The following is a 17,037-nucleotide window of genomic DNA, read 5'->3' on the forward strand; positions in this document are numbered from 1 at the left end:
ATACCATGTCCAACGAACTGAAGACCCCTTACGAAAAGGGCAACCTGAACCAGACCACCACCTGGGCCGACTGCATCGCCTGGTACGAGGAACTCGCGCGCGCCTATCCGAACGTGCTGCGCTTCGACAAGGTGGGCGTGTCCGATGCCGGCGTGCCGATCCACGCCGGCGTGGTGAGCAGCGACGGCGTGTTCGACCGCGAAACCATCAAGCGGAGCAGCCGTCCGGTCTTCTTCAACAACAACGGCATCCACCCGGGCGAGCCGGAAGGCGTGGACGCCTGCATGGCCCTGGTGCGCGATTTCTGCCTGCAGCCCGAGCGCCTGGCTGCGCTGGGCAAGACCGTGTTCCTGTTCGTCCCGCTGTACAACGTGGACGGCAGCCTGAATCGCGCCGACACCTCGCGCGTGAACCAGGACGGTCCCGAGCAGTTCGGCTTCCGCGGCAACAGCCGCCACCTGGACCTGAACCGCGACTTCGTCAAGTGCGACACGCTCACGGCCCAGGTGTTCAACCAGCTGTTCACGGCCTGGGATCCGGACGTGATGGTCGACACCCACACTTCCAACGGCGCCGACTACAGCTACACCATGACCCTGATCCACACCCAGACCGACAAGCTGGGCGGCGGACTGGGCGACTTCCTGCGCGACGAGATGCTGCCGGCGATGTACGCCGACATGGAGCGGCGCGGCTGGCCGACCTGCCCCTACGTGAACCCGGTCAAGGACAGCCCGGACCACGGCATTGCCGACTTCCTCGAGACGGCGCGCTTCTCGACCGGTTACGCGGCCCTGCACCACACGATCGGCTTCATGCCCGAGACGCACATGCTCAAGCCTTTCAAGGACCGCTACGACTCGATGCGCGCGCTGGTGGAGACCGCGCTCGACTTCACGGTCCGGCATGCGGACCGCATCCAGCAGCTGCGCCGCGCGGCCAAGGAAGAAGGCCGTTCGCGCGCCGAGTGGCCGGTGCGCTGGGCGATGGACGAGGCCAATCCCTCGACCTTCCGCTTCAAGGGCTACGAGGCCAAGTACAAGAAGAGCGTGTTGGGCGACTACACCCGCCTGTGGTACGACCGCAGCAGCCCATGGGAGCGCGACATCGCCTGGTACAACCGCTTCCCGGCCGACGTGACGGTGACCGCGCCGCGCGCCTACGTGGTGCCGCAGCAGTGGCGCGAGGCGATCGAGCGCCTGCAGTGGAACGGCGTGCGCATGGAGCGCGTGGAAGCGGACCGCGTGCAGGATGTCGGCTATTACCACATCGTGTCGGTGGCTTCGCGCCCGAACGCCTACGAGGGACACATGTTCCACGACGAGGTGGTTCTGGAGAAGCGCCAGGGGCAAGTGCAGCTGCGCGCGGGCGACTACATCGTGCCGCTGGACCAGGACCAGGCCCGCTATGCGGTCGAGACCCTGGAGCCGCTGGCCCACGACAGCTTCTTCCGCTGGGGCTTCTTCAACAGCGTGCTGGAGAAGAAGGAAGCGTATTCGGACTATGTGTTCGAGGATCACGCGGAAGAACTGCTGCGCGCCGAGCCCCAGCTTGCCGAGAAGTTCAGCGCGTGGAAGTCGGCCAATCCGGCGCTCCTGGCCAACCAGGAGGCGGTGCTGGACTTCATTTTCGCGAACTGCGAACGGTACCGCGAACCGGAGTGGCGCCGTTATCCGGTCTTCATGATCGAGCGATAAAAGAAAAACCGGGGCGCGCCCCGGTTTTTTATTGCACGTCGTTCCGGCGAAGGCCGGAACCCAAGTTTGTGCGCGCGCCGACTACGTTTGAAGTAACTGGCTCCGGTGCGAACTTGGATCCCGGCCTTCGCCGGGATGACGTGCTGAGGCTAACGAAGGAACACGCCTTACTTCGACTCAGCGATCCACTTATCGACCTTGGCCTCCAGCACCGCCAGCGGCAGCGTCCCTTCGCCCAGCACGATCTCATGGAACTTCGGCAGGCTGAACTTGCCGCCCAGCGCCGCCTCCGCACGCTTGCGCAGTTCGATGATCTTGAGCGAACCGATCTTGTACCCCAGCGCCTGGCCCGGCCACACCATGTAGCGCTCGATCTGCGCGCGCGCTTCGTGTTCCGAATAGCCTAGCGTCTCCTGGAAGTACTTGATCCCCTGTTCGCGGCTCCAGCCCTTGGCATGGATGCCGGTGTCCACCACCAGGCGCGCCGCGCGCAGCATTTCGTCGTTCAGGTGACCGAAGTAATCCTCCGGCTTGTCGAACAGCCCCATCTCCTTGCCCAGGGTCTCGGCATACAGCGCCCAGCCTTCGGTGAAGGCGTTGTTGCCGCCGAACTTGCGGAAGTTCGGCAGGCCCAGCTCCTGCACCAGCGCGATATGGAAGTGGTGGCCCGGCTGACCCTCATGCAGGTACAGGGTGACCATGCCGGTGCTGCCGTAGTCCTTCGGATCGTTCACCACCGACCAGAACACGCCCGGACGCGAACCGTCCACCGCCGGCGGGGTGTAGTGGTCCGAGGCGGTCGCGCGCGACAGTTCCGGTTCCAGGCGCAGGTCCAGCGGCGACTTCGGTCTCAGGGTGAACAGCGCCGGCAGCTTGGTGCGCACCTTGGCGTCCAGCTCGCGGAACACATCGATCACCTGCTGGTCCGAGGTGAAAGGCTTGAACTTCGGCTGCTCCGACACCCACTTCGGCAGGCCGGCGGCCGGGCCGTTGTAGCCCATCTTGGGGCCGATCTGGGCGTACTCGCCCTGGATGCGCGCCACTTCCTTCTGACCGATCTCGTGGATCTGTTCCGGCTTGAGATCGGTCGTGGTCATGGCCGCCACGCGCGCCTGGTACCAGGCCGCGCCGTCCGGCAGCGCGCCCCAGCCCGCGGTGCTGCGGGTCGCCGGCAGGTATTCCTTCTCGACGAAACTGGCCAGGCGGTTCAGCGCCGGATTCAGCTTGCCGCCGATGATCTTGCGGTAGCCCTCGCTCACGCTGCGCTTGTCGCTGGCGGAGAAGGTGGCCGGCATGTTCTTGATCGGCGTGTAGAAGATGCTCGCTTCCGGCGTGGCGGCCAGCAGCTGGCGCAGCTGCGGCAGCAGCGACTGCATCGGCTCGCGCGGATGCACGATGCCGGCCTTGATCCCCGCGCGCATGTTGACGATCGCCTGGTCGATCCAGGGCGTGAGCTGGGTCAGGCGGTTCAGGTAGGCCTTGTAGTCCTTGACGGTGGACAGCGGCTGCGCGCCCTGGCCGCTGGCGTAGTTCGCCAGGATCACCGGCATGCTGACCATCTGGTCGACCGGCAGCAGGTGCTCCGGGTACTGCGCCAGGCGCAGCGCGGTGTCGAGCTCGAACTTGAGGATGTCGTAGCTGGTCTGGTCGCGGCTATTGAGCTTGTCGCGCGGGATCGCCTGCAGGCGCTTGAGGTAGTCGCGGTACAGCGCGAACTGGCGCTCGCGGTTCTTCGGCGCGATCGACAGGCCGAGCTGGTCGATGAAGCGGTTGTCGCCGCCTTCGCTCGCATACACCGGCTCGAAGCGCGCCACTGCGTCGTAGTACTCGTCGGCCAGCTTGTTGATCGTCTTCCCGGGCTGGGTGTCGACGCGTTCCGCTTTCGCGGCAGGGGCGGCCGCAGCCGGGGACAGCGGGGCGCAGGCCAGCACGGCGGCCGCGGCGAGTGCGCCAAGCTTGAAGATGTGTTTCATGGATGGGTCCTTGTTATTAGTAGCTGGCCAGCGGGCTCAGGGCGCCGTTCTTGAAGGTATACACGGTGACCGCGGTCTTCTTCAGGTTGCCCTTGGGGTCGTAGCCGTAGGTGCCGACCACGCCCTGGTAGCTGATGCTGTGCATCGCCTGGCCGACCTTGGCCGGGTCCAGCGAATTGGCGCTCTTGATCGCCTGGGCGATGAACTTGGTCTGGTCGTAGAAGGTGGGCGCGTACACGTCCGGGTCGCGCTTGAAGCGCTGCTTGTAGGCCGCCAGGAAGGCCGGGCCGCCTGCCTGCTTGGCGAGGATCGCGCCGGCCTGGGCGCAGCGCACGTTCTCGCCCACGGCCGCGCCGCCGAGTTTCGCCATCTCCGGGCTGCACAGGGTGTCGCCCCCCAGCAGCGGCACGTTCAGGCCGAGCTGCTTCATCTGGCGCGCCATGGGCGCGGCCTGCGGCGCATAGCCGCCGTAGAACACGGCGTCCACGCGCTTGGCCTTGAGGGAGGTGAGGATGGCGGCGAAGTCGCTCGCCTTGTCCGTGGTGAACTCGTGGCCCGCGATCTTCACGCCGGCGGCTTGCGCCTGGCGCTTGAATTCCATCGCCACGCCCTGGCCGAAAGCGGTGCGGTCGTCGATCACGCCGATGTTCTTGACCTTGAGTTCCTTGGCCGCGTAGGACGCCATCGAGCCGCCCACCTGGGTGTCGCTGGCGACCATGCGGAACACGGTGGGGTAGCCGGCCTGGGTGATCTTGGGATTGGTGCCGACGGTCGACATCAGGATGCCGTTGTCGTTGTAGACGCGCGAAGCGGGAATCGCCACGCCCGAGTTGTACGGGCCCAGCACGAACTTGACGCCGGCGTCGGCGAATTTCTGCGCCACGGTCACGCCCTGCTTGGGATCGCCCTGGTCGTCTTCGGACTGCAGCTCGAAGCGCAGGGTGTTGCCGCCGACCTGGAGCTTCTGTGCGTTGAGTTCTTCGACGGCGAGGCGCACGCCGTTCTCGTTGTCCTTGCCGGCGAAGGCGTTCGATCCGGACAGCGGACCGCTCACGCCGATTTTGACGACCTGTTCGGCGGCGTTGGCATGGACGGCGAGCAGCGCCGCCAGCGCCAGCGGCGCCATATTCATTTTGGATGGCATTCCCTTGGTCTCCGTAGTTGCAACGGACGCCATCATCGCATGATTCGGAGCGCCTAACAAAACCCATGGCGGCGTTGCGCCGTCTCGCCGTACTGGCGTACTGTCTTCGACGGTGCGCCTTGCCATGGGCTTTGCCAGGCACTCCGGTGAGCAGTTAAGCCAGCTTCAGGCAGGCAGCCCGTGCGAGATGAGCTCCAACGGCAGCGCCGTGGTGCACTTGATCTGCTCCATCGAGAAGGCCGAGGAAACGCCGGTCAGGCGCGCGGTCTTGATCAGCTTCTTGTAGAAGCGGTCGTAGCCGGCGATGTCGGTGGTGACCACCTTGAGCAGGTAGTCGACGTCGCCGCTCATGCGGTGGAATTCCAGCACTTCGGGCAGGGCCTCCACGGCCGAGGCGAAGCGCGCCAGCCATTTTTCGTCGTGTTCGGGCGTGCGCACGCTGACGAACACCGTCACCGGCAGGCCCACCTTGTTGCGGTTGACGATGCTGACCCGGCTTTCGATATATCCCTCTTCCTCGAGGCGTTTGACCCGTTTCCAGCAGGGGGTGCTGGACAGGCCGACCTTCTCGCTGAGACCGGAAATGGAGAGCGTGGCGTCCGCTTGCAATGCCGCAAGAATCGCGCAGTCAAACTTGTCGAGAGAATTCATGTGTCGATTTATTGATTATGAGAATGATTATGCTTCATTTCGACCATAAACCAGTGAATTTAGGACGTCCCTACCGCTTGAAATCCGTAGCATATATTACTTAACAATAAGACGATATGCGACTACTTTTTGTTTTTTTGTCACCTATTCATGAACATTGAAATCTACCTTGACGCCAATGCAACGTCTCCCGTCCTCCCGGCCGCCATCGAGGCCGCCACCGCAGCGATGGGCGAGTGCTTCGGCAACCCGAGCAGCAGCCATGCTTCCGGCCTGCGCGCACGCGCATTGCGCGAAGCGGCGCGGGCGGCGGCGCGCCGCGTGATCGGTGCGCCGGCGGGCAGGGTCATGTTCAACAGCGGCGCCACCGAAGGCATCCAGACCGCGGTGTTGTCGGCCCTGTGCGCCGTGCGCGAACGCCGTGCGCGCGGCGAGGCCTGCGGCGATCTGCTGCTCTACGGCGCCACCGAGCACAAGGCCGTGCCGGAAAGCCTGGCGCACTGGAACCGGCTGCTGGGCACGGGCTTGGAGCTGCGCGCGCTGCCGGTCGATGCCGACGGCCGCCACCGGCTGGACGTGCTGCGCGAGCTGGCGCCGCGCGCCGCCCTGGTCTGCACCATGGCCGCCAACAACGAGACCGGCGTTGTGTCCGACCTGGCCGCGATCGAGTCGGTGCTGATCGACACCGCCAGCGCGGCGCTGTGGATGGTCGACTGCGTGCAGGCCCTGGGCAAGCTGCCGCTGGCGCTGGCCAGCACCCGCATCGATTACGCGCCGTTTTCCGGCCACAAGCTGTACGCGCCCAAGGGCATCGGCATGCTCTACGTGCGCGAGGGCGCGCCCTACACGCCGCTGATGTGTGGAGGCGGGCAGGAAGAGGGCCAGCGTTCCGGCACCGAGAACATGGCCGGCATCGCGGCCTTCGGCGCCGTCCTGGCCGCGCTGGAACGGGGCGACACCTTCCGCAGCCATGAAGAACTGCTGGCCTGCCGCGCGCGCCTGGTGCAGGCGCTGCGCATGGCCTTCCCGGACATCGCCTTCAATGCGCCGCTGGACCATGCGCTGCCCACCACCCTCAACTTCTCGGTGCCGGGCGCCAGCAGCTCGGACCTGCTCGAGATCTTCGACGCCGCCGGCGTGCGCGTCAGCGCGGGCTCGGCCTGCTCGGCGGCCAAGGCCGCGCCCAGTTATGTGCTGGATGCGATGGGCCTGCCGGTGGAGCGCAGCGCGTCGGCGGTGCGCATGTCCTTCGGTCCTCTCGTGGACGAGGCCACCATCGACCGCGCCTGCGCCCAGATCGCGCGCTGCGGCCGCGCCCTGGCCATGTCCGTGCTGGCGCCGTCGCCCCTGCTGGGTGGCGTGGGCCTGGCCCAGCTCGACGCCGAAGGCAAGACCGGCTGGCTGCTGTTCGATGCCGCCGCGCGTTCCTGCATCGCGATCGATCCGCCGGCCGCCCAGGCCGCGCGCACCGCGCACATGCTGCGCGCGGGCGGCTACCGCCTGCTGGCTGCCCTGCATACCGGCATGGATGACGCGGGCGCCGCGGCCCTGGGCCGTGCATTCGGCGGCGCAGCCGGCTGGCCGGCGGCTTCCGCCTCCATCGAATTCGGCGGCGCGCTCCTGACGCGTGTGGAGCATGGCGGCGGCGACGTCTACCTGTTCGGCACGCGGGACGCCCCGCGCTTCGTGTTCGCCGGCGGCCGCGAGGTCTGGCCCGAACTGGCGCAGGGAGCCCTGTGCTGCCGCGCCGACAGCGAGCGCCCGGTCGCCCTGGCGGCGTCCGCCCCGCTGGGCGAGGAGGGCATGGAGCTCGACAGCGCAGCCGCAATGGACTGGCTGGAGCAGCATCCGGACGCCCTGGTCGTCGATGTGCGCGACCTGCGCGAGCATGGCGCCGGCGAAGCGCGCCTGCATGGCCGGCCGGCTCAGAACCTGCCGCTGGCGCGCCTGGCCGAACATGCAAGCCACTTCCTGGCCGGCGACACCCGTCCGCTGTTGTTCGTCTGCCGCAGCGGCGCCCGCAGCCTGCGCGCCGCCCGCCTGCTGCGCCGCCTCGGACGCTCCCACACCTGGTGCCTGGCCGGCGGCGTCGCCCTCGCGCACTGACTCATCCGGGCAACAAGGGCGGCCTCTCCAGCGCCTTTGTTCGGCACCGCACAGTATCCGCCATGCCATTCTTCTAGCATGGTGGAGGCAGCGCGCCTCCGGCGGCGCGCGCCTGTGTGTTTCTGTCGAAACTGGAGAACAATCCGATGGCCGACGAGCCGCCTGCGCGTCCTGGCCACGGTCAGGGCGATGACATACCCTTGCGTGCCGCGCCCCTCAGCGCGGCCCAGCTGGCCGTGCACGGCCGCCAGCTCGCCGGGAGCCACCAGCCGGCCGCCCCTGCTTCCGCCTCCGACCTGCTTTCCCTGCTGGACGAGAACGCTGCGGCCATTGCCCAGGCCTGCGATGCGCTCGACCGCGCCGCCCACGCGGGCATCGAATTGCCGCCCGCCGGCAGCCGCCTGCTCGGCCAATACCACCTGATCGACGCCCAGGTGCGCCTGGCGCGCGGCCAGCTGCTGCACGGCGTGCGTCCGCTGCCGCGCCTGAAAGCCGGAGGAGAAGCGGACGGCGAGCCGCGCGCCTGGCGGCTGGTGCTGGAAGCGGTTGCGCATGGCGACGGCAAGGTGGAGCCGGACCAGCTGTCGCGCTTCCTCTCCGCCTACCAGGAAGGCGCGCCGCTGGCGCTGGCCGAACTGGACGCCTTGCCCTGCCTGCTGCGCATGGCGCTGATCGACAACCTGCGCCGCCTGGCCCAGCGCGCCGCGCGCGCCTGCCTGGAGCGCGACAAGGCGGCCGGCTGGGCCGCGCGCATGGTCGACACCAGCGAACAGCGCCCGGGAGACCTGATCCTGCTGGTAGCCGACATGGCGCGCGGGGTGCAGCCGCTGGGCAGCAGCTTCGTGGCCGAGCTGGCGCGCCGCCTGCAAGGGCAGGGCGCGCTGCTGGCGCAGGCGCTCGACTGGGTCGATGCGCGCCTGCAGGACGAGGGCGGCAGCATCGCCCAGCAGATCCAGCTCGAACACAGCGAACAGGCCGACGACGCCGTTTCCGCCGCCAACAGCCTGGACAGCCTGCGCCTGGCGGGCGGGGTCGACTGGCGCGCCTTCGCCGAGGACATCGGCGCGGTCGAGCAGGTGCTGCGCGGCGATCCGGACGGCGGCTATGGCCGCATGGACGGGCCCACGCGCGACCTGTACCGGCACGCCGTCGAGCGCCTGGCCCAGGCCACGGGACACAGCGAGACCGAGGTGGCGCAGGAAGCGCTGGCGCTGGCCGGCGTGCACCTGGCGCCGGGCGAGGGAGGGCTGGACCGGCGCACCCGCCACGTCGGCTTCTACCTGGCGGGAGCGGGCCGCGCGCAGCTGGAAGAGCGCCTGCGCGGCGGCGCAAGCCCGATGCGCCGGCTGGGACGCCGCAGCCTGGGGCTGCGCATCGGCGCCGTCTGCTCCTTCAGCCTGCTGTTCGCGGCGGCGCTCGTGGTGCATGCGCGGCAGGACGGCGCCGGCATCGCGCTGCTGGTGGTGATCGGCCTGCTGGCCTTGGTGGGCGCCAGCGAACTGGCGCGCGCACTGGTGCGCATGATGAACGGCTGGATCGCATCGCCGCCCGCGACGCCGCGCATGGACTTCGGCGCCGGCATCCCGAAGGGCGCCCAAACCATTGTCGCCGTGTCGGCCGCGCTGCGCGACCAGGAACAGGTGGCCGCGCTGTGCCGCGACCTGGAGGTGCGCTACCTCGGCAACCGCGACCCGCGCCTGCGTTTCTGCCTGCTGGCCGACTTGCCGGATGCCGGCAGCGAGCAGATGCCGGAAGACGCCGCCCTGCTGGAACAGGCGCGCAGGGGCATCGAGGCGCTGAATGCGGCATACGGCCACGAGCAGGTGGTCGAAACCTACGACGAGCATGGCGAGCCGGATGCGGCGACCGCCAGGATCGAACCCTTCCTGCTGCTGGTGCGGGCGCGCACCTGGAGCGCCAGCGAACATGCCTGGATCGGGCGCCAGCGGCGCCTGGGCCAGCTGGCGGACCTGAATGCCTACCTGTGCGGAGCGGCACGCGAGCATTTCGTCCTTGCGGCCGGCGCGCTGCAGGCTCTCGCTGAAGTGCGCTACGTGATCGCCATCGATGCCGCGACCGGCCTGCCGATCGACGCCGCGCGCGGCCTGGTGGCGGCGATGGCGCATCCGCTGAACCAGCCGGTGCTGGGCAAGGACGGCCGCGTACTCGAAGGCCACGGCCTGCTGCGTCCCAGCCTGCGCGCCGCGCCGCCGGAGCAGGGCGCAACCCGCTACGAGCGCCTGTGGGGAGACGGCGCCGGCACCTGGGCCGCGCACGGGGCGGGCTGCGGCGCCGGCGACGACGCGGGCCTGGGCTGGGCCGCGATCTATGATGTCGACGCCTGGCAGCGCGCCTGCGGCGACAGCCGCGACGAAGAACGTTTCGCGCCCGGCTTGCCGGAAGAAGACCGCCTGCGCTGCGGCAGCGTGCACGACCTGCGGCTCGGCGTCCTGCATCCCGCCAGCTATGGCGAGCACGCACTGCGTCGCCACCGCGCGGGTAGGGCGTACTGGCAGATCGCCGGCCGCCTGGGGAGCCGGGCAGCCTCCCTGGTCCAGCCGGATGCGCGCTGGCGCCTGTTCGACCGCCTGCGCGACAGCCTGGCCGAGCCCGCGCTGCTGGTCTTGCTGATCCTGTGCTGGTCGCTGCTGGCCGCGCCGGTGTTCTGGAGCATGGCCGTGCTGGCGGTGTTCTTCCTGCCGGCCCTGGCGGGCAGCCTGGTGGCGCTGGCCGACCGTCCGCACGACGCGCCCTGGCGCCAGCACCTGGACGGCTGGGCGCGCGGCGCCCGCGTGCCGCTGGTGCGCGCCGCCTTGTCGGTCGCCTTCCTGCCGCATGCCGCCTACTGCCAGATGGACGCCGCCGCCAAGGCCTTGTGGCGCCGCAAGGTGTCGCGCCGCCGGCTGCTGGAGTCGCGCCCGGCCTTCCTGGCGCGGCCGAGCGCCGCCATCGTCAACAACTGGCGCAGCATGTGGTTCGCGCCCGCGCTCGCGGTGGGCACGGCGGTGCTGCTGACCTTCGCCAATCCCTACGCCCTGTTCTCGGCCGCGCCGCTGCTGCTGGTCTGGTTCCTGTCGCCCACCCTGGCATGGTGGCTCAGCCAGCCCTCGCGCCAGCGCGCGCCGCGCTTCAGCGGCGCCGAAACCGTCTTCCTCAAGGCGCTGGCGCGGCGCAGCTGGAGCTTCTTCGAAGACCATCCCGGCGCCAAGCGCCTGGCGCCGGAAGCGGTGCTCGAGCATCCGCAGCCCGCCGTGGATGCGCGCGTCTCGCCCGCCGGCATGGGCCTGTCGCTGCTGGCAGGCCTGGCCGCGCACGATTTCGGCTTCCTCACGGCCGGCAAGCTGCTGGCGCGCACCCAGTCCATCCTCGCCTCGATGGAGCTGCTGGAGAGCTGGCGCGGGCATTTGTTCGCGTGGTACGACGGCGCCACCCTGGCGCCCGTGGAGCCGGCCTTCGTCTCCACCGCCGACAGCGGCAGCCTGCTGCTGGCGCTGCGCATCCTGGCGGCCGGCCTGGACGAGCTGCCGGACCGCCCCGTCGCCGGCGCCGCGCAGCTGGACGGCATCCGGGCGGCGCTGCGCGTGGTCGAGGATTGCGCAGCCGACGCGCCGCCATCCGTCCGCAGCGCGGTGGCCGCCGTCGCCCGCACCCTCGAGCCGGACCGCTGCCGGGCCACCGACACCTTGCCGGGCCTGGCGGACTGCCTGCGCGCGGTAGCGGCCGAAGCCCGCCGGCTCAGCCAGTCGCTGCCGGAGGACGCGCCGGCCGGCCTGCGCAACTGGGCCGTGCGCCTGGCAGCCCAGTGCGAGGCCCAGCTCGACGAAGTGCTGGCCCTGGCGCCATGGATGCGCACGGCCCAGGAATACGTGATCGGCGCCGACCTGACGCGCATCCCGACCTTGCGCGAGCTGGCCGCCTTCGAACCGCCGGGATCGAACGCCGCCCTGGCGCGTCACGTGGCCGAGGGCCGCGACTGCGCGCGGCGCCGCCTGGCGCGCGCCAGGGAGCTGGCGGAGCAGGCGCGCGAGCTGGCGAAGATGGATTTCCGCGCCCTGGTCGACAGCACGGCCGGCCTGCTGGCGGCGGGCTACCACGTGCGCGACGAGCGCCTCGACAGCGACAGCTGCGACCTGCTGGCATCGGAAGCGCGCATGGCCAGTTACGCGGCGGTGGCCCAGGGACAGCTGGGACAGGAGCACTGGCAGTCGCTCGGCCGGCCGGTGCGCATCGAGGAAGCCGGCGCGCTGCTGCTGTCGCGCTGCGGCGCATTGTCGGACTACCTGGCGCCCCAGGTGCTGATGCCGTCCTGGCGCGATACCCTGCTCGACGGCGCGGCGCGCGGCCTGGTGCGCGCCCAGGCCGCGCATGCGCAGCGGCACGATGTGCCCTGGGGCTTCTCGGAATCCGGCTGCAATGCGGTCGACGGTTCCGCGCGCTACCTGGTCAGGCGCTTCGGCATTCCCGCCGCGGCGCTGCAGCGGCGCGCGCCGGACGAGCTGGTGGCCGCCCCCTATGCGGCCCTGCTGGCGCTGCCCGTGGCCCCGGCGCTCAGCCTGGCCAACCTGGAGCGGATGACGGCCGAGGGATTGCTGGGCGAGCACGGCTACTACGAGGCGGCCGACTACGCGTCCTCGCGCCTACCCCAGGGCGAGCGCAAGGTGGTGGTGCGCGCATGGCTGGCGCGGCACCAGGCCATGGGCATGCTGGCGCTGGCGCAGGCGCTGCTGGAAGCGCCGATGCAGCGCCGCTTCCTGGCCGATCCCGAACTGCGCGCCGCCAGCGGCCTGCTGCAGGAACCCTTGCCTGCCTCCGGCGCGGCGGCGCCCGTGCGCTACGGCGCCGGCCTTCCGCAGGACGAGCTTCCGCCTGCGCGCGCCTACGCCCGTGTCATCGCGCAAGGCGATACGGCGCTGCCCGAAGTCCAGCTGCTCTCGAACGGCAGCCTGCACGCGGTGGTGTCCAGCGACGGCGCCACCAGGACCCGCTGGGAAGACCGCCTGCTGACGCGCGAGGGCAGTACCGGCATGGCCTGCTACGTGCGCGACACGGAAAGCGGCCAGCTATGGTCGAACACCCTGCAGCCTACGCTGGCGCAGCCGGAACGGATCGAAGCCGTGTTCGCCGAGGGGCGCGCCAGCTTCCGCCGCCACGACCACGGCATCGACATGGTGACCGACGTGGTGGTGGCGCCCGACGAGGATGTGGAACTGCGCCGCATCCGCATCGCCAACCGCGGCCAGGCGCCGCGCATCCTGGAGCTGACCAGCTGTGTCGAACTGGCGGCGCCGCCTGCCGAAGCGGGGAGGCGCAGCGGCGTGGCAACCTGGCTGGAGGAGCAGGCCGGAGCGCTGATGTGCGTGAGCGCACCGGACGCGCCGGTCGTGCTGCACCTGATGACGGTGCGTGGCATCTCCGGCGACGCCAGCTTCGAGACCGGCCGCGCGCGTTTTATCCGGCACGGCCACGACCTGCTGGCGCCGCAAGCGGTGCTGGCCGGCGGTGAGCTCGGTGGTATCGATCCGGAACCGGACCAGCCGCTGCTGGCGATGCGCCGCAGCCTGGCCCTGGCGCCCGGCCAGGAAGCGACGGTGGACCTGGTGCTGGGCGCGGCCGGCGGCCTGGCGGCGGCGCGCGAGCTGGCGCAGCGCTTCCAGTCCGGCCACGCCGTCGACCACGCGGTGGAAGCGGCGTGGACCCATGGCCAGGCCTTCCTGCGCCGCATGGAAGTGAGCGAGGCCGACGCCCAGCTGTACACCCGCCTGGCCGGCTGCCTGCTGCGCCCGGTGCCGGCGCTGCGCACCGACGCCGCCGTCATCGCCCGCAACGTGCGCGGCCGCGCCGACCTGGCGCCCTACGGGATCGGCGGGAACCTGCCGGTACTGCTGCTGCAGGCCGGCCAGGGACCGGAATCCGACCTGGTGCGCCAGACCCTGCAGGCGCACGCCTACTGGCGCAGCCGCGGCCTGGCGGTCGACCTGCTGGTGCTGTGCGACAGCGCCGCGGCGCGCGAGCAGGTGATGCACCTGGCCGCGCCGGTGCTCGACCCATCCTCCTTCGAGCAGCCGGGCGGCGTGCATGTGCACCTGCTGCCCGAGGTGCCGCAGGAAGACCGCATCCTGCTGCGCTCCATCGCCAGCGCCGTACTGCTGGAAGAACGTGGCGGCCTGCACGACCAGCTGCGCCGCGCGGCGCGCCCCCGCGGCACGCTGCCGCCGCTGCTCGAGCCGGCGCCGGAGGCGCACGCATGGACGGCGGACACGCCCGCGTTCCAGGCCCCGGCACTCGTGCACGGCAACGGTATCGGCGGCTTCACCCAGGATGGCCGGGAATACGTGGTGAGGATCGCCGCCGATGCGCCGGCGCCTCCCGTACCCTGGGTCAACCTGCTGGCCAACATCGATTTCGGCAGCGTGGTCTCGGAACGCGGCGACGCCAGCACATGGTGCGGTCACCACGGCGCGCGCGTGACGGCGGAAGAGGCGTTCTATGTACGCGACGAGGACAGCGGCGTGTTCTGGTCTCCCACCCCATGGCCGGCTGGGTCCGGTGAGCCCTACCTGGTCCGCCATGGCTTTGGCTACAGCGTGTTCGAGCATCGCGCGCACGGCATCCGCTCCGAACTGCGCTGCTTCGCGGCGCTGGATGTGCCGCTCAAGTATGCGGTGCTGCGCCTGCGTAACGACAGCAGCGCGCCGCGCCGCCTGAGCGCGACCGGGTATGTGGAGTGGGTGCTGGACGACCCGGCGTCGGCGCCCGGCCTGCAGATCGTGACCGGCGCCGACCTCGCCAGCGGCGCCCTGTTCGCGCGCAATGCCTTTGGCGCCGGCTTCGGCGACAAGGTGGCCTTCTTCCATGCGGACGCCGAGCACGTCGCCGTCAGTGCCGACCGTCTCGAATTCCTTGGCCAGTCCGGGAACCTGGCGCGCCCGGCGGCAATGGGGCGCGCCGGCCTGTCCGGCAGCACCGGCGCGGGACTGGAGCCTTGCGGCGCTCTGCAGGTGGCCGTGCCCTTGCAGCCGGGCGAAGAGTGCGAACTGGTGTTCGTGCTCGGCGTCACCGGCCCCGGCAGCCTGGACGCCAGCCGCATGGTCCAGCGCCACGGCGGTGCACAAGGCGCGTCAGCCGCCTGGGAACAGCTGCGCCGCTGGTGGGAAGACACGCTCGGCTGCGTCGAGCTGGCCTCGGCCGAGCCCAAGCTCGACCTGCTTGCCAACGGCTGGCTGCTCTACCAGGCCATCAATTGCACCATGGGTGCGCCGGCCTTCGCCATCCGGCTGCAATCCGCGCTGGCCGCCTTGCACGCCCGCCCCGAACTGCTGCGCGATCAGCTGCTGCGCGCCGCGCGCGAGGTCGAGGCGGGACCGCCGCCCGCGGCCGAGGATTTCCTGTGGCTGCCTTTCGCCCTGGCGCGCTACCTGGCAGTGACGGGCGACCAGTCGGTGCTGGGCGAGAACCCGGTCGAGGCGGGGGAGAGCGGCGCCTCGCGCGTGGCGGCGGTGGAAGACCTGTACCAGCATTGCGTGCATGGCCTGCGCGGCTGCCTGCAGTTCGGCGCGCGCGGCCTGCCCCTGGCCGGCGCCCGCCTGCACGAGGAAGCGCACGGTCCCGGCAGCCGCACCGAGAGCGTGCAGCTGGGCTTCTTCATGGGCGTGGTTCTGCAGCGCTTCGCCGAAGTGGCGGACCGTCGCGGCGACTTCGGCTTCGCCACCACCTGCCGCGGCGCGGCGCTGGCGCTCGCGGCCCAGCTGGAAGAGCATGGCTGGGACGGCCAGTGGTATCGCTGGGCTTATCTTGCCGACGGCGGCGCGCTGGGTTCCGGCGCCAATGGCCTCTGCCGCATCGACCTGGCGAGCCAGGCCTGGGCGCTGCAGGCCGGCGCCGCGCGCGCCACGCAGGCGATGGAAGCGGCCGGGGATCGCCTGCTGGGCGAACTTGCCCTGCGCACCGAGCCCCCTTACGACCGCCACTGGGCAGAGGGACTGGAAGCCTGGCCCGGCCAGGACCACCGCGCCGCCGCCTGGTCCGGCATCGGCTTCGCCCGGATGGATGACGCGGCGCGCGCCTGGCAGGCGGCGCGTACGCTCGACCCGACGGCGCGCACGGCCACGGCAGCCGACTGCGCCCGCTACGCGGCGCCCCCGTATTTCCTGACCGACGGCGTGCGCACGATAGAGCCGGATGCCGGACGCGCCATCGGCGGCTGCTACACTGGCGCGGCGGCGTGGGCCTGGCTGCTGATCGTGGAGTCGCTGCTGGGCCTGGAGCGCGTGGGACAGCGCCTGCTGCTGGCGCCGCGCCTGGCGCCCGGCATGCCGGGATTCCGGCTGCGCTACCGCTACCGCAGGACGATCTACGAGATCGTGGTGAGCCGTGACGGAGAGGAAGGAATGACGCTGGATGGCGAGCCGCTGCCCGAACCAAGTATCATGCTGGCCGACGACGCGCGCCTGCACCGGATCGAAGTGCGCCTGGCCGCCGCAAACACGACAAAAGGACAATGACATGACCAAGACCATCCGCGGCGCCTGCTGCGCCGCCCTGATGCTCGCCGCCGGCGCGGCGAATGCGCTCGACTGGAGCGACAACGCGGTCAGCTGGCGCTACGGCACCCGCTTCGCCGAGCCCTTCAACCCGGAGCACATCAACAAGCACGTGCTCGCGCTGACCCACGCCAGCGGCTACAAGTACGGCAGCAACTACTTCAACCTGGACCTGCTCAAGTCCGACAGCAAGGATCCGAAGTCGCTGACCGACAGCTCGGGCGCGGAAGAAGCCTACCTGCTGTACCGCCACACCCTGGATATCGGCGCCCTCAGCGGCCGCGAGCTGCGCTTCGGCCCGGTCAAGGGCCTGGGCCTGACGGGCGGCTTCGACCTGAACCACAAGGAAGACGTGGGCTACAACTCGCGCAAGCGCATGCTGGTGCTGGGCCCGACCCTGATGTGGGACGTGCCGGGCTTCCTCAACACCAGCCTGCTCCTGATCCACGAAAGCAATGCGCCGAGCGGCGCCTTCCCGCCGATCTCCGGCGTGGCGGGACGGCGCTACACCTACGACAACCATCCGATGCTGAGCGCCAGCTGGGGTATTCCGGTGGCCGAGGGCTGGTCGTTCGAGGGCTATGCGAACTTCATCGCGGCCAAAGGGCTGGACGAAGTGGGCAACCCGACCAGCGCGGAGACCAACATCGACATGCAGCTGATGTACGACATCGGCGCGCGCTACGGGCAGAAGAAGAACCGCTTCCGTATCGGGGTGGAGTATCAGTTCTGGAACAACAAGTTCGGGAATTCGCGTGTGACCACCGGGGGGCGTGGGCAGCGCGCCAGCACGCCGATGGTGCGGGCCGAATATCACTTCTGAACGTTTAGTTAAGGCATGAACGTCGTTCCGGCGCAGGCCGGAACCTAAGTTTGCAAGAGCTGTCGAGACGCTGAACTTGGGCCCCGGCCTCCGCCGGGGCGAC

General features: G+C 70.1%; 7 protein-coding genes. 4 read left to right on the plus strand and 3 right to left on the minus strand.

From position 1 onward, the window contains the following. Window positions 1-5: 5 nt before the first annotated feature. The gene (locus tag KBW95_RS01680; RefSeq protein ID WP_211527344.1) at window positions 6-1,697 is read left to right on the plus strand and encodes a M14 family zinc carboxypeptidase; all 1,692 of its coding nucleotides are present in this window, start codon (window positions 6-8) and stop codon (window positions 1,695-1,697) included. A 167-nt stretch (window positions 1,698-1,864) separates the two neighbouring features. Here the strand turns inward: KBW95_RS01680 and KBW95_RS01685 are convergent, their stop codons facing one another. The 3 genes from KBW95_RS01685 to KBW95_RS01695 form a co-directional block, all read right to left on the minus strand. Next, entirely contained in the window at window positions 1,865-3,670 is a 1,806-nt protein-coding gene (locus KBW95_RS01685) for a DUF885 family protein (RefSeq protein ID WP_211527345.1), read from the minus strand. Between the two features lie 16 nt (window positions 3,671-3,686). Next, the gene (locus tag KBW95_RS01690) at window positions 3,687-4,814 is read right to left on the minus strand and encodes a branched-chain amino acid ABC transporter substrate-binding protein (RefSeq protein WP_211524879.1); all 1,128 of its coding nucleotides are present in this window, start codon (window positions 4,812-4,814) and stop codon (window positions 3,687-3,689) included. Between the two features lie 165 nt (window positions 4,815-4,979). After that, window positions 4,980-5,465, minus strand: coding sequence for an Lrp/AsnC family transcriptional regulator (locus KBW95_RS01695; RefSeq protein ID WP_211524878.1), 486 nt, complete (start codon window positions 5,463-5,465; stop codon window positions 4,980-4,982). Between the two features lie 150 nt (window positions 5,466-5,615). On the opposite strand from KBW95_RS01695, the gene KBW95_RS01700 reads away from it, so the two are divergent. The 3 genes from KBW95_RS01700 (at window position 5,616) to KBW95_RS01710 (ending at window position 16,934) form a co-directional block, all read left to right on the plus strand. Then, window positions 5,616-7,571 carry an aminotransferase class V-fold PLP-dependent enzyme gene (locus KBW95_RS01700; protein WP_211527346.1) on the plus strand — a complete coding sequence of 652 codons (1,956 nt, stop codon included), beginning with the start codon at window positions 5,616-5,618 and terminating at the stop codon, window positions 7,569-7,571. Between the two features lie 116 nt (window positions 7,572-7,687). Beyond that, window positions 7,688-16,072: a GH36-type glycosyl hydrolase domain-containing protein gene (locus tag KBW95_RS01705; protein WP_373888739.1), complete on the plus strand. Its 8,385-nt coding sequence runs from the start codon at window positions 7,688-7,690 to the stop codon at window positions 16,070-16,072. Between the two features lies 1 nt (window position 16,073). Next, window positions 16,074-16,934, plus strand: coding sequence for an outer envelope protein (locus KBW95_RS01710; RefSeq protein WP_211524876.1), 861 nt, complete (start codon window positions 16,074-16,076; stop codon window positions 16,932-16,934). The last annotated feature ends 103 nt before the right edge of the window (window positions 16,935-17,037 follow it).

Origin of the sequence: Massilia sp. ZL223 (assembly GCF_018119395.1) — a bacterium.
GTDB lineage: Bacteria > Pseudomonadota > Gammaproteobacteria > Burkholderiales > Burkholderiaceae_D > Telluria.

Coding starts and splice junctions, on each gene's coding strand:
- KBW95_RS01680 (WP_211527344.1), top strand. CDS start 6: ATGTCCAACGAACTGAAGACCCCTTACGAAAAGGGCAACCTGAACCAG.
- KBW95_RS01695 (WP_211524878.1), bottom strand. CDS start 5,465: ATGAATTCTCTCGACAAGTTTGACTGCGCGATTCTTGCGGCATTGCAA.
- KBW95_RS01685 (WP_211527345.1), bottom strand. CDS start 3,670: ATGAAACACATCTTCAAGCTTGGCGCACTCGCCGCGGCCGCCGTGCTG.
- KBW95_RS01690 (WP_211524879.1), bottom strand. CDS start 4,814: ATGCCATCCAAAATGAATATGGCGCCGCTGGCGCTGGCGGCGCTGCTC.
- KBW95_RS01700 (WP_211527346.1), top strand. CDS start 5,616: ATGAACATTGAAATCTACCTTGACGCCAATGCAACGTCTCCCGTCCTC.
- KBW95_RS01710 (WP_211524876.1), top strand. CDS start 16,074: ATGACCAAGACCATCCGCGGCGCCTGCTGCGCCGCCCTGATGCTCGCC.